Origin of the sequence: Bacillus sp. FJAT-47783 (genome assembly GCF_022808615.1) — a bacterium.
In the GTDB taxonomy this organism is placed as follows: Bacteria; Bacillota; Bacilli; order Bacillales; family Aeribacillaceae; genus Bacillus_BZ.
In genome coordinates this window covers 157,802-170,736 of record NZ_JAKZKS010000002.1, presented here as the reverse complement: position 1 = coordinate 170,736, position 12,935 = coordinate 157,802, and the positions used below count along the sequence as shown (strand labels likewise).

At 37.1% G+C, this 12,935-nt stretch carries 14 protein-coding genes and 1 riboswitch; of the genes, 5 read left to right on the top strand and 9 right to left on the bottom strand.

The window, feature by feature from the left end:
- Positions 1–95: 95 nt before the first annotated feature.
- Together MLD65_RS03230 and yutH are read right to left on the bottom strand one after the other, a co-directional pair.
- Positions 96–1,079 carry a 2-hydroxyacid dehydrogenase gene (locus MLD65_RS03230; protein ID WP_243290428.1) on the bottom strand — a complete coding sequence of 328 codons (984 nt, stop codon included), beginning with the start codon at positions 1,077–1,079 and terminating at the stop codon, positions 96–98.
- Between the two features lie 61 nt (positions 1,080–1,140).
- Positions 1,141–2,133, bottom strand: coding sequence for a spore coat putative kinase YutH (yutH, locus tag MLD65_RS03225; RefSeq protein ID WP_243290427.1), 993 nt, complete (start codon positions 2,131–2,133; stop codon positions 1,141–1,143).
- Positions 2,134–2,431: 298 nt separating this feature from the next.
- Here yutH and MLD65_RS03220 point away from each other — a divergent pair, with 298 nt between their 5' ends.
- Positions 2,432–2,926, top strand: coding sequence for a phosphatidylglycerophosphatase A family protein (locus MLD65_RS03220; RefSeq protein WP_243290426.1), 495 nt, complete (start codon positions 2,432–2,434; stop codon positions 2,924–2,926).
- Between the two features lie 261 nt (positions 2,927–3,187).
- Here MLD65_RS03220 and MLD65_RS03215 read toward each other — a convergent pair whose 3' ends face one another.
- The gene (locus MLD65_RS03215) at positions 3,188–3,958 is read right to left on the bottom strand and encodes a TIGR01457 family HAD-type hydrolase (RefSeq protein ID WP_243290425.1); all 771 of its coding nucleotides are present in this window, start codon (positions 3,956–3,958) and stop codon (positions 3,188–3,190) included.
- Positions 3,959–4,001: 43 nt separating this feature from the next.
- Entirely contained in the window at positions 4,002–4,436 is a 435-nt protein-coding gene (locus tag MLD65_RS03210) for a DUF86 domain-containing protein (RefSeq protein WP_243290424.1), read from the bottom strand.
- A 138-nt stretch (positions 4,437–4,574) separates the two neighbouring features.
- Between MLD65_RS03210 and MLD65_RS03205 the strand changes: the two genes are divergently transcribed.
- Positions 4,575–4,841, top strand: coding sequence for a DUF3055 domain-containing protein (locus MLD65_RS03205; RefSeq protein WP_243290423.1), 267 nt, complete (start codon positions 4,575–4,577; stop codon positions 4,839–4,841).
- Positions 4,842–4,934: 93 nt separating this feature from the next.
- Positions 4,935–5,225: a cytosolic protein gene (locus tag MLD65_RS03200; protein WP_243290422.1), complete on the top strand. Its 291-nt coding sequence runs from the start codon at positions 4,935–4,937 to the stop codon at positions 5,223–5,225.
- A gap of 48 nt (positions 5,226–5,273) precedes the next feature.
- Here MLD65_RS03200 and MLD65_RS03195 read toward each other — a convergent pair whose 3' ends face one another.
- Positions 5,274–5,546: a YutD family protein gene (locus MLD65_RS03195; protein ID WP_243290421.1), complete on the bottom strand. Its 273-nt coding sequence runs from the start codon at positions 5,544–5,546 to the stop codon at positions 5,274–5,276.
- Between the two features lie 120 nt (positions 5,547–5,666).
- Between MLD65_RS03195 and MLD65_RS03190 the strand changes: the two genes are divergently transcribed.
- Positions 5,667–6,323, top strand: coding sequence for a YhcN/YlaJ family sporulation lipoprotein (locus MLD65_RS03190; protein WP_243290420.1), 657 nt, complete (start codon positions 5,667–5,669; stop codon positions 6,321–6,323).
- A 325-nt stretch (positions 6,324–6,648) separates the two neighbouring features.
- Here MLD65_RS03190 and lipA read toward each other — a convergent pair whose 3' ends face one another.
- Positions 6,649–7,545 carry a lipoyl synthase gene (lipA, locus tag MLD65_RS03185; protein WP_243290419.1) on the bottom strand — a complete coding sequence of 299 codons (897 nt, stop codon included), beginning with the start codon at positions 7,543–7,545 and terminating at the stop codon, positions 6,649–6,651.
- Between the two features lie 256 nt (positions 7,546–7,801).
- Here lipA and MLD65_RS03180 point away from each other — a divergent pair, with 256 nt between their 5' ends.
- Entirely contained in the window at positions 7,802–8,743 is a 942-nt protein-coding gene (locus MLD65_RS03180) for a M23 family metallopeptidase (RefSeq protein ID WP_243290524.1), read from the top strand.
- Positions 8,744–8,965: 222 nt separating this feature from the next.
- Here the strand turns inward: MLD65_RS03180 and MLD65_RS03175 are convergent, their stop codons facing one another.
- The 3 genes from MLD65_RS03175 to MLD65_RS03165 all read right to left on the bottom strand — a co-directional run bounded on the left by MLD65_RS03175 (position 8,966) and on the right by MLD65_RS03165 (position 12,601).
- On the bottom strand, positions 8,966–9,073 hold the full coding sequence (locus tag MLD65_RS03175) for a methionine/alanine import family NSS transporter small subunit (protein WP_243290418.1): 108 nt from the start codon (positions 9,071–9,073) through the stop codon (positions 8,966–8,968).
- The gene (locus MLD65_RS03170; RefSeq protein WP_243290417.1) at positions 9,073–10,578 is read right to left on the bottom strand and encodes a sodium-dependent transporter; all 1,506 of its coding nucleotides are present in this window, start codon (positions 10,576–10,578) and stop codon (positions 9,073–9,075) included. The genes MLD65_RS03175 and MLD65_RS03170 overlap by 1 nt, the downstream gene beginning before the upstream one ends.
- Positions 10,579–11,032: 454 nt before the next feature.
- On the bottom strand, positions 11,033–12,601 hold the full coding sequence (locus MLD65_RS03165) for a Na+/H+ antiporter NhaC family protein (protein ID WP_243290416.1): 1,569 nt from the start codon (positions 12,599–12,601) through the stop codon (positions 11,033–11,035).
- Between the two features lie 152 nt (positions 12,602–12,753).
- A riboswitch (Lysine riboswitch) is annotated at positions 12,754–12,933 on the bottom strand.
- Positions 12,934–12,935 lie beyond the last annotated feature (2 nt).

The window sequence follows — 12,935 nt, the reverse complement described above, 5'->3', positions numbered from 1 at the left end:
TCTACCTTGCTTTTTGAACTTACAAACTCATTCTTCGCTTCTTTCCCCACCTTTTCATTGAATTATAAGAAAGAGCCAGGGGATGCCCCTGACTCTTATTGTTCCATCCATTCCTTATTAACTAACGTAATCGGTTCTTTATTAGATAAAATTTGAATAATATTTTCAACACAAAGTGTCATCATTTTTTCGCGTGTTTCCATACTAGCACTTCCGATGTGTGGCAATGCTACCACATTCTTTAATGTCAATAATGGGTGTTGCTCATTTATTGGCTCTTCTTTAAATACATCTAATCCAGCTGCTTTTATTTTTTTTGTCATTAGAGCATCATATAACGCTTCCTCATCAACAACTGCTCCGCGTGCAGCATTGATAAAGATAGCCGAACCCTTCATCCGCTCGAATGCATCTTTATTAAATAAATGCTTTGTTTCTTTCGTTAACGGGGTTAGACAAACGACAAAATCAGATTTCTCTAGTAATTCATAAAACGAACAAAAGTGTGCTCCTATCTCTTTCTCCGCTTCCACCTTTCTTGTTCGATTATGATATAACACATTCATCGAAAATCCTTTAGCTCGTTTCGCAACCGCTTGCCCGATATTTCCCATGCCAACAATACCGATTGTTTTATGATGGATATCACTTCCTGCAAGTAAAAACGGAGACCATCCCGTCCATTTCCCTTCCTTAACAAATTCAGCCGCTTCAACGATTCTTCTTGCAGTGGCCATTAATAACGCAAAAGTTAAGTCAGCCGTTGTTTCGGTTAAAACATCTGGTGTGTTACAAACGGCGATATGATGTCTTGTTGCCCCTTCAATATCAATATTGTCATATCCGACGGCTAAATTTGAAACGACTTTTAAATTTTTTTGCACCTCTAACAATTCCTCATCCACTTGATCAGACAGCATTGTCAATAATGCATCTGCTTCACTTGATTTTTTCAACAGTAACTCTCGAGGACAAGGTACTTCTTCGTTTTCCCACATTTCAACATGTGCTATTTCTTTTAATGGTGCGATGAGTTCTTCTTTTAGTTTTCTCGTAATAAACACATATGGCTTCATCACTTCATCTCCTCGTACATATAAGCTGCATCAATCATATCTTATCAAATTCTATTTTCTTTTTTTATGAGAGCCAATGAATTTTCGGCAGATGAATTTTCCGTGTTCGTATGGACAACATGGATGAAAAGGAAGTTAATAATTGCTCATAGTTATTTGTATTGTCTAGAATTAATTGCAACTCGTTCTTAAAAGAATTACGACTTTCATCATCTTGAGCTATATAGTAGTTTTCAATGCACTCAAAATAATGAACTGGGAATAGTAATCGACTAAAAATTAATCGCCAAAAAAACGATGATAAAGGTGTTGTTCGTTCATACTCGTCTAAAAACGTACTATTTACAACACGATGATTTTGGACAAACTCATATCGAATAAATTCAGCAATATCTCGTGATGCATGGTCATAAACCCATTCGGTAGGCAGCTTGCATTTTGAGTGATGGAACAAATCAGGTGTAAATCGTTGATAACAAATCGTTGCTGAATCAACAGGGTATGGATCGTCATCTAGCTCTGTATCAACTAAATACTGAATAGCATTCTCACATAGTCCTACATAGTATGGAAAAGATTCAGTAAACAATCGATCAAATGATTCAAGTGGCTTCGTATAAATTTTCCCTCTCCAAAACATTTCGAGCTGATCCAATCGTTTTTCCCAAAGCCCCTTCCACTTACCAATTCGGTTTGTTTTTGTTACTTGAAAAGCAAATGACCGACCTCGTTGATGGAACTTAGCTAAGCCTTTTCCCGTTATGCTTTCTTCTTGATCCAATGAATAAAACGGAATTTGAACAATTGAATAAGTTTCATTTTCATATTGAAAACGAAGAGTACCTTGTTTTGTTTGCAAAAACATCGCAACGTTTCTCTCTTTTTTTTCTAACATATGTTGAGCCATTTGATACATTTCATATAGTTCTTCATCTTCTAAGTTTGAAACAGGTACGATTAAGCATATATTTCTTCTCGTTCTAAATGCTTCGTACTGACCGTGCTTAAAAAATTGTAAAACATTCAATCCGTATTGTTCCTCAATTTCGTTCTTCATTCTCTTTCCCCCTAAATGATTTCTTGTCATTTTGAATAGCTCTATGGATAAATTTTTGTCAAAAAACACTGGTTGTGAAAGAAATTTGCCTTATTTTAAAATAGTGAATCTCACCGATTAATATGATCGTTTTTTATATACAATGACCTTTGATCTACGATTACTTCTAAACAGTTAGGGAAAACTTTTCATAAACCATTCATGTATAGTATAGTATAATTAACTGAAAATTCTTAAAATTAAACACATGTTATTGCTTATTAGCGTATAAAATAATAAAAAGGATTGGGTGACGCCTATGAAAGAAAAAATGAATCAAGTTGAATTAAAAGCTAGGAAATGGCTCGAAGAAAGAGGAGTCAAATTAGAAGATATTGCTGAATTAGTCTATTTCCTTCAAAAAAAATATCATCCAAACTTATCTTTAGATGAATGTATTTTCAATGTTAATCGCGTTATTGCGAAACGCGAAGTACAAAATGCCATTTTAACAGGTATTCAGTTAGATGTTCTGGCAGAGCAAAAAAAACTTGAAGAACCTTTGCAAACTATACTCAATTCGGACGAGGGTCTATACGGAGTCGACGAAATATTAGCTTTTTCTATCGTTAATATTTATGGATCTATCGGGTTTACAAATTATGGATATATTGATAAACAAAAACCTGGGATATTACAATCTCTAAATGATAAAAATTCCGGTCAATGCCATACATTTTTAGATGATATCGTCGGGGCGATTGCTGCGGCAGCTTCAAGTCGCTTAGCACACCGTGCAGCAAATGTTGAATAAAGTGAAACTTCATTCAGTGGTTTTTCTTCCCCCACTGAATGTTAGTTGAACTAATCGGACCTTTACGGGGAGTTGTCCCCCACCTATCTTCTTTGCTTTACTATAGAATCTTGAGGTGGGGGATCTTACCGCCCGTTAAGAGTGGGGTAAAGTGAAACTTCATTCAGTGGTTTTTTTCCTCCCCCACTGAATGGTTGATGGACCATATCGATACTGTCATTGGAAAAAGGAAGCGACTGCTACTACTTCCTTTTTCTCTATTTACATTTTTTGAAACCATTCTGTTAACGTATCAACCGTATACGTGGGTTGAATATCTTTTTCTTGTAAATGTTCTTTCGTTGTGACTCCTGAATGAACTAATAATGTATCAATTCCGGCATGAATCCCCGCTTTAATATCGGTATCATAATTATCTCCTACCATTAACGTCTCTTCTTTTTTTGTCCCAAGCACTTTTAAAGCTTGTTCCATAATAATCGATTCTGGTTTTCCAATAAAAATAGGTTGAACCGTTGTTGACACAGTAATAACAGACGTCAACGACCCATTTCCGGGTAAAAAGCCGCGTTCTGTCGGAATGGCAATATCTCCATTTGTTGAAATAAAGGTTGCACCATTTCGTACAGCTAAACATGCTATTGCAAGCTTTTCATAAGTGATTTTGCGATCAATCCCCATCACAACATAGTCAGGGTTTTCACTCGTAAGGTTGAACCCTTTTTCTAGTAGTGCATGATGTATTCCTTCTTCTCCAATTACGTACACTGTAGCATCTTTTTTTTGTTCAAAAATAAAGTTAGCTGTTGCCATACTTGTCGTAAATACTTGTGATTCTTCAGCTGGTATATCAAAGTTCATAAGCTTTTCAGCCACTTGCTTCGGTGTTTTTGAAGAGTTATTCGTTACAAATAAATATGGAATCCCACGATTCTTTAACCGATGAACGAAATCTCCAGCCTCTTCAATTTTTTCTGTACCACGATACATCGTTCCATCTAAGTCAATTAAATATCCTTTATAGTTACTCATGTTACTATCACCTCAAGAGAAATCGTTCGCTTACATCTTCTTATTACTTCCTAAATGCGGATACCGGTCCGAGCTCATTCTCAATGTACGAACGGATTTGTAATGGAAAACATTTCAACGCTGAAATTTGCTTGTTTATCGTTTGAATCATCTCTTCATGATTTATTGTTAAATAATGTTGTACAAGTTGCTTACGGAAAGGAATTACTTCTTTTAATGCATTGGCATCATTTTCACGAATAACTTTTTCATCTTCAAGAATATCGATGATGTCTTCAAAGCTACCAGGATCACGCATTATAAATCCATCAATCATTGCGTTACCAACATCCAGAATAGACTCAATAATCATATGTACAATTCGTTCAACCGCTTTTTGCTCCACTGAAGTAACCCACTTTTGTGATTCAAAAAGTTGAACGAGGTCTTCTAAATAAATTAATGTTTGCTCAATCTTCTCCCGGTCCACGAAATACAATTTGACTTCCCCCTTAAAATAGTATGCGATTATTACTATAAACTTTATTTTAGCATAATGCCTCTTATCGTTTACAATGATTCCCCATATAATATGTTACAATCCTTTTAGGATGCTTTTAAAGGAGGTAAAACCACAATGAGTGAGCGTTTTTATTTATATGATGATATTGTTGATACAAAAACTCGATTTGTTAGTTTTATGGGTGAAAATCAACGATTTGATTTAGCCATTGTCCAATCCGATCGCTACTACGGAAAACATCTTGTTTTAAATATACAAAGCAATCGATTTGCCATTATTGGGCCTGATGATTTAAAAGAGCCTGGATATTTAGAGCATGCTTTTCAATTAAATGAGGAAGATGCTCAGGAATTACGTGATTTTTTATATGAAGTCGTTTAATGGATTTAATTGTTCTTTCATCTTCCGAATAACAGGAAGGATACGCGGAAAGATATAAGTACGTGGAGAAATCTTTTCGGAAGGTGAGAAAATATGAAAAATGAAAAACAAGAAGAGTATACGGATTTCTCAAATGTTGAAGCAATAAACAATTATTTAGTGCCCGAAGATTTACCCGAAGGCCCCTACGGCTCACCAAGAAATAAGCATGAACGAGTCGAAAACAAAAGCTCACCGTGGCAAGAGGGTCAAAGACATTACAGCGCATTTAACTATGAGTTTAAATCGTTCCACCAAGACTTACAAAGACAAGATCCAGGAAGTCATCCGATTCACGACGACCCTTCCCAAAAGGAACAACCCCCTTTTGAAAATGAATCTTAGTCGGAGCTATTTGGCTCCGACTTATTTTGTAACTAGATGAAAAATGCATTATTTAATCTTCTTTAAAACAAAATACGCACACCCGTAATTACAATACTCATACAAATATTCATCTAGCGTGCTTATTTTCGTATCGTAAGTTGCCTTTTGATTTTGGTCATCAAAAAAACCACGTAATCGCAACTGATTATATCCCCAGTCCCCTACGATGAAATCATATTTATTTAATATCTCACTATATCTTGCTTTAAATGCTTCTTCGTTAAATCCATTTTTAAATTCTTTGACTAATTCGTATTGCTGGTTTTGAATGGTAATCATCGATGTACCTCGCCTTCCAATGAACTCTCTTTCTTTATGATAAACGAATGTAATTTCCCCATCAATTGCCTCACAACATTTTTTATGAGATGGTCACTCTATGTGTAGGAGGTGAAAAATTTGAAGAAACAACTGATTCCTGTTTTCATCGCGGCAGCACTTACGTTAACAGGTTGTCAACTCGGTGCCGAAAATCAAGACTTATATGAAGAAAACGGAAATACGATTAATGTGACAGATCGAAGTGAATTGTATAACGAGGATGGTATTAAAAATGGAACAGATGATATGGACAATCATTTCGGATATGTCCGCCATCAAAAAAGTCCTATAAAAGGATATGAAAAGCTCTCCACACAAACACCTGAGATTGACCGTGAACAAATTGCCAATATTATTAGCTCCCTTTCCGTTCAGTTGCCAAACGTGAACGATGTTGCAACACTTGTTACAGATGATGAAGTATTGGTCGGTTATGTTACCGATTCTAAAAATCGATTGGAAACAGCTGACCAAGTAAAAAAGACGGCTATATCGGTTGTTCCACGATACTTTCACATATATGTAACCGATAATCCAAACTTGATTAAACAAATTGAGTCTTACAGTCAAATGGATACGAATGCTTTAAGAGCTGATCGCAGTTTAGATACAATTATAAAAGAAATGTTAAAATCACCACAAGGCCGCCCATTAAATTCTGGAGAAAACGCAAATGGGGAAGGCTATAAGGAAATGAATGAAAAGATCGATAAAGATATGAAAGATCGTCGTTAATAAGAAAAGCGGAAGACGCCCCAATTGCGACTAACTGCTGGCCACGTCCTGTGGGCGGCGCAATGTCGTCACCTTGACTCCGCTATACGCACAAGACAAGCCGACATAAAGGTACTTTTTACCTTTTGTAACGACCAGCTTGTGACCTCGAGCCGATGGCGTCTTCCGGTGGACATAAAAAACTATGTGCCAAGTTATGATGCGACTTTGTTCAGAGGTCAGAAATGAGAGGTCGGAATTGTCGAAATCGGCGAAATAACCGATTTCGAAGTCCATAAAAAACCGGGCAGCTGCCCGGTTTTCCCATTAAAAGAACATGTTGAACTTATGCTTTTGCTTGACGCTGCTTAGCTGCTTCATTTACTTGTTCGTCTGCATGATAAGAAGAGCGTACAAGCGGTCCAGCTTCAACATGGCTAAATCCTTTCGTTAATGCAATTTCACGTAGTTCTGCAAATTCATCTGGATGATAATATTTTTGTACTTTTAAATGCTTTTTCGTCGGCTGTAAGTATTGGCCGATTGTCATAATATCAACATTGTTTGCACGTAAATCATCCATCGTTTCAATAATTTCTTCTTTCGTCTCGCCTAGTCCAATCATAAGGCTTGACTTTGTTGGGATATCTGGCTGCATTTCTTTTGAACGACGTAAAAACTCTAAAGAACGATCATATTTTGCACGTGCACGAACTCTTGGTGTTAAACGGCGAACCGTTTCAATATTATGATTTAAAATATCCGGACGTGCATCCATTAATGTTTTTAAGTTTTCATACACTCCGCCCATATCAGAAGGTAAAACTTCAATCGTTGTAAATGGATTCTTTTTTCTAACAGCACGAACCGTCTCAGCGAATACGCCAGCTCCGCCATCTTTTAAGTCGTCACGAGCAACAGCTGTAATAACCGCATGCTTTAAGTTCATAATTCTTACAGACTCTGCTACGCGCTCTGGTTCTTGCCAATCTAACTCTGTCGGAAGACCCGTTTTAACAGCACAAAAACGGCACGCACGGGTACAAACACTTCCTAAAATCATAAAAGTAGCAGTTCTTCTTACCGCCCAGCATTCATGAATATTTGGGCATTTCGCTTCTTCACATACAGTATGAAGATTATTGTCGCGCATTAGCTTTTTCAAATCTGTATAGTTTTCATTCGTATTAAGCTTTATTTTAAGCCACTCCGGCTTACGAATATATTCTTCTTTTTTTACCATAGGGGAATCACTCCAGTATGTAATTAGTAAATCGTTTACAAATCGATCGTGCATGAGAACTTAAAATTTCCATTGACTATAGTCAATTTAACATAATGGACAACATTGGACAAGGATAAGGATTTTGCTAAATTACTAACATTTGCTAATAATGATAATCCCTCCTTTCACCAAACTAAAAGTATGAAATAGTCGGAAAGGAGTTAAACAAGTGCTTACAAAATGGTTATTCGTTTTTATCTTACTGTTTACTTTCTTGGCTCAACCTATAAGTGCAGCTAATTCAATAGAAGATGAGAAAAAGAAAAATTATGAACGTCTAAGTTTATATAAAAAAGTCGAGACGATCACGCAAATTCCTTGGTATGTATTTGCTGCGATTGATCAATACGAACGAAATGTTCGAAGAGCGCGAAAAGACATTCCAAGAGAAAAAGGTGTTATTGGTATTTATATTCCACCGGAGAAATGGGCTGGTGCTTCTAACCCAAAAATTCAAGACGATAACCCTGTTAGCATTGAAATTTTTGGTGGTATCGGCAAAGATGGAAATGGGGATGGAAAGGCCAGCCAAGAAGATGATGAAGACATTTTATTTTCATTTGCTCACTACATTCAGTCCTACGGAATCGATATGGAAAATATCAGGATTGCACTATGGAATTATTACCACCGCGATAAATCAGTCGGGATCATTATGGGTCATTTAAAAATATATCGCCATTTTGGCCATTTAAATTTAAATGACCACGCCTTTCCTGTTCCATTACGTGCCAATTATAGTTACCGAAGTACTTGGGGAGATGCAAGGGGATGGGGTGGCAGAAGAATTCATGAAGGAACCGATATTTTCGCTAGTTACGGGGTACCTGTTCGTGCAACAAGCTATGGAATCGTTGAGATGAAAGGATGGAATCGCTACGGAGGTTGGCGGATCGGAATTCGTGACATAAACAATACGTACCATTATTTCGCCCATTTAAATGGTTTTGCAAAAGATCTACATGTTGGACAAATTGTTCAGCCTGGCCAAATGATTGGATCTGTCGGAAGTTCAGGCTACGGTCCACCAGGAACTGCTGGTAAATTCCCACCTCATTTACATTACGGAATGTACAAAGATAACGGTCGAACGGAATGGTCTTTTGATCCATACCCACATTTACGACTATGGGAAAGACAAGAACGGCAAAAATAAGAAAAAGAAAAGCGCCTGATCATCCGTAAACAAAAATGTTCTTACGGCGAAAAGGCGCTTTTTTCCTCTAAGGCGTCATGCATTTGAATCGAAGCGATAGGTAGCTTTCGCTAAGACATCGAAGACTCCATTTACTACAACTCTAGTGTATTACAAAGAAGACCTGTACCCCTTTAACAAGGATATAGGTCTAAATTTTCTGAAAATTAACAAGGCATGCTTTTATTTTGCTTGACGCGCTTTCTTAACAGCATTAGCAACACTAGCTGCCAAGCCTCCCCATATAATGACCATTCCGACTACCATCATCGTTATTGCACCTGCACTCATTATGATACCTCCTTATCATAAGAAATGCTTGTTTGGTTAGAATTTTTCTTCATCGAGAATAAAACTCCGATTAAGATTGCTCCAATGGCAACAGTCCATCCAAAATTAAAGATAAATTCACGTGGATAATCACCGTATTCAGATGTTAAGTTTGTACGTAAGTTATCAAACATCATATATCCTAATACGACTGGTGTGATGATGCTTAAGCAAATTCTCCACCACGCTCCAAGCTTAATGTCAGAAACATCATCCGCATGTTTTTGTAAATTTTTAAGCTCTCTTGCAAACCAAGCAATAGCAATGACTTCAAATAATCCAGCAAGAGCTACTCCAAATTGGTTAATGAAATAATCAACGACATCTAAGAAATATAGGCCACCTTGTGTAGAATATAAAATTGATACTAATGAAGCTAAACCTCCACCAAACAAGACTGATTTTGTACGAGAAATGTTAAATTTTTCTTGAACCCCTGCAACGAACGTTTCTAAAATCGAAAGGAGTGATGATAAACCAGCTAAAACAAGACAGGCAAAGAATAAAAATCCAAATAACCCATTAAATGCAGGAAGCGTATTAATAATTTCAGGGAATACAACGAATGCTAAGCCGACACCAGCAGAGACAACTTCATCAACCGGAACTCCTTGTTGAGCAGCCATAAAGCCTAGTGCACTAAATACCCCGATACCAGCTAATAATTCAAAAGCAGAGTTACTGAACCCTGTAATAAAAGCGTTGTTTGTAATATCTGATTTCTTCGGTAAATAACTAGAATACGTAATCATAATGGCAAAAGCAATCGATAAACTAAAGAAAATTTGTCCGTAAGCCGCTACCCAAACTTGGCCGTTTGCGATTTGGCTCCAATCAGGTTTAAAGAACGTATTTAATCCTTCTACAGCCCCTTCTAATGTAACAGAACGAATGACAATAATTAAAAACATGATAACAAGGGTAGGTATAAAGATTTTGTTCGCAACTTCAATTCCTTTTTTAACACCTGCTATTAACACACCAAGTGTAATAATCCACACAAATATCAGAGGAATGAAAACACTTGGTACAATGCTTCCAAGTTGACCTGGTGCTTCAGCTAGTTTCAAATACTCTCCAAATAAGAATCCTGAAGTATCATCACCCCAACTTAAATTAAAACTAAAGCCTGCAAAAGAAATCGCCCACGCAATAATGACGGAATAATACGTGGCAATGACAAATGGAATCGCTACTTGCCACCATCCGATCCACTCTGTCCCTTTGCCAATCCTGGAAAATGTTGTTGGTGCTGAACCTCGATACTTATGACCCATCGTGAACTCAAGAATTAATATTGGAATACCTGCGGTTAATAAAGCGAATAAGTACGGTAAAAAGAATGCTCCACCACCATTTTCATAAGCAGTAGCTGGGAATCTCCAAATATTCCCTAAACCAACCGCCGATCCAACAGCTGCTAAAATAAATCCGGCTCTAGTACCCCATTGTGGACGGTTTTCCATACATTGACCTCCTCATGATTTTCCAATCACGCCCAAATAGAGGGAACAATCGGAACTTTTATTATTTTCTGATTATTTTATATAATCTATAAATAAGTATATATGGACAATGCGCCTATGTCAAAACTATTTTATAGGAAATAGTATTCTAATATGATAATGTTTCTATTTTTTGATCATATATTTTAGGATTTTTTCATTTTTTTACAGTAATTACTTATTTGCGTTTGAATACGCTCCCTGTTCTCCCTTACCCCGTATTGTTTTATAAAGAAAATGTTTCCCCTTATCCCCAAAGGAACATTCAAGTTATTTTCTAATAATTTTAAAAAAACATGGGGCAATAATCAAAAACAGAAAAAAGGAGCTGATTACTATTGAACCAGCTCCTTTTTCTTTTAAAACGTATTTGTCATTCTCAAATGACAACGCTCCACCCATTTTGAACAAATACTTATGCTTTTGTTTCTTCTACATTTATTTTCAATTGCCCTTGCTTAACGAAAAAGGCTAATAAAACAGCGACTACAACGAGCATCGTAATAAATCCTATTGTAACACTTCCTGTTAAGCCAAGTGCAAGGAAACTTAACGTTGCAACAATTCCTCCCATTATCGCATAAGGTAATTGTGTCACAACATGGTCAATATGATGACTTCCGGCTCCAGTAGACGATAAAATGGTCGTATCCGAAATCGGTGAGCAATGGTCTCCCAATACAGAACCACCTAAAACGGCAGCCATCGCTGGCAATAGCAAGCTAATGTCGGCCGCAGCAGCTAAATCACCAGCTATCGGTAGCATAATGCCAAATGTTCCCCATGACGTACCAGTGGCAAACGCCATAAAAGCAGATAAAACGAATAAAATCGCTGGAAGATAAGCAAGATTTAATTCTGTTTGTTGTACAAGACCCGCTAAATACGTGCCAGTTTCTAGTTGGCCGATTAAGTCAACAATCGCCCAAGCGAATATTAGGATATAAATCGCTGGAAGCATCGATTTCATCCCTTCGCTAAACCCTTTCGGTAAGTAGCTTCCTTTCATTCCTCTTATTCCATATAAAATAAGTGTGACGACTAAACCAAAAATACCACCATAAAACAAGGATTTCGATACATCTGTATTTTCAAAAATAGCAAAGATTGTTGCGTTTCCTTCAACAGCTTGAGCACCTGTCCAAATCATTGCAGAAACGGTTCCAACAATTAGGGCGATGATTGGCCATAATAGGTTTCCAACCGTCCCTTTATCACTAACAGGCAATTCATCTTTCACTTCACCAATTGGCTCTTTATCCGGGTCAACGACTATCCCTGTCGTTTGCGCACGTGTCTCATGCACCTTCATACTACCAATATTAATATTAAAATACGCTACAGCAAAAACGAGAATGAGTGCCGCAAAGACGTAAAAGTTCATCGGAATCATCATGACAAATGCTGATAAAGCAGTATATTCACTCACTTGATGAGCAGCTAATATCGATCCGATAACTGCAATAATATAAGCACCCCAACTCGAGATAGGGGAAATGACGCATACTGGTGCAGAAGTAGAGTCAATAATATAGGCTAATTTCGCTCTCGATACTTTTTGACGATCTGTAATAGGGCGAGCCACTTGACCAACTGCTAATGCATTAAAATAATCATCAATAAAAATCATAATACCTAATATCGCAGCTGTCACTTGGGCACCTACCCGTGTTTTCACTCGTTTCGAGGCCCATTCACCGAATGCACGACTACCGCCTGAAATCGAAATTAAAGCCGTTATAACCCCTAGAATTAGTAAGAATAGTAAAATATAAACATTCCAAGTATTTAATTCTCCGTCTGCCCAAAACACGTCTTTAAATGCATTCCATATCGTGGCAATCGAATTTACTGGGGAAAATTCATTAATAATAAGTGCTGCCGAGATAATACCAACACCTAACGATAATAAAACTCGGCGAGTAAGTAGTACCATCACAATGGCGATGATCGGTGGAATAATAGAAAAAATTGTACCTACCATAGACAAAGACCTCCTCCAATTTTTTGGAGGGCATCTTTCGAGAAAGAAAATAACAGAACGAAAGAGAGGATTAAAGAGTACAAAAAAGCGGATAACGATAGAAAATAACCATCATTACCCGCTAGAATGCGAATTGTATGTTATCCTCCATCACGATCAGTAGCCCTCCATTATAGGTATTTCCTATAATGACAGTGTTACCCTTATTCAAGGTAACCCCAGCAGAAAAAGCTTGACGTCTTTTTGTGCTTCGGCGAAAAATCCTTTCACCAATGGTCATCGTTGTCATCCTCACATTGTTTACTCTTATTTTCCGCACCTCTACCTCATCAGT

Coding starts and splice junctions, on each gene's coding strand:
- MLD65_RS03220 (WP_243290426.1), top strand. CDS start 2,432: ATGAAAGAAAAAATGAATCAAGTTGAATTAAAAGCTAGGAAATGGCTC.
- MLD65_RS03200 (WP_243290422.1), top strand. CDS start 4,935: ATGAAAAATGAAAAACAAGAAGAGTATACGGATTTCTCAAATGTTGAA.
- MLD65_RS03165 (WP_243290416.1), bottom strand. CDS start 12,601: ATGGTAGGTACAATTTTTTCTATTATTCCACCGATCATCGCCATTGTG.
- lipA (WP_243290419.1), bottom strand. CDS start 7,545: ATGGTAAAAAAAGAAGAATATATTCGTAAGCCGGAGTGGCTTAAAATA.
- yutH (WP_243290427.1), bottom strand. CDS start 2,133: ATGAAGAACGAAATTGAGGAACAATACGGATTGAATGTTTTACAATTT.
- MLD65_RS03175 (WP_243290418.1), bottom strand. CDS start 9,073: ATGAGTGCAGGTGCAATAACGATGATGGTAGTCGGAATGGTCATTATA.
- MLD65_RS03205 (WP_243290423.1), top strand. CDS start 4,575: ATGAGTGAGCGTTTTTATTTATATGATGATATTGTTGATACAAAAACT.
- MLD65_RS03215 (WP_243290425.1), bottom strand. CDS start 3,958: ATGAGTAACTATAAAGGATATTTAATTGACTTAGATGGAACGATGTAT.
- MLD65_RS03170 (WP_243290417.1), bottom strand. CDS start 10,578: ATGGAAAACCGTCCACAATGGGGTACTAGAGCCGGATTTATTTTAGCA.
- MLD65_RS03195 (WP_243290421.1), bottom strand. CDS start 5,546: ATGATTACCATTCAAAACCAGCAATACGAATTAGTCAAAGAATTTAAA.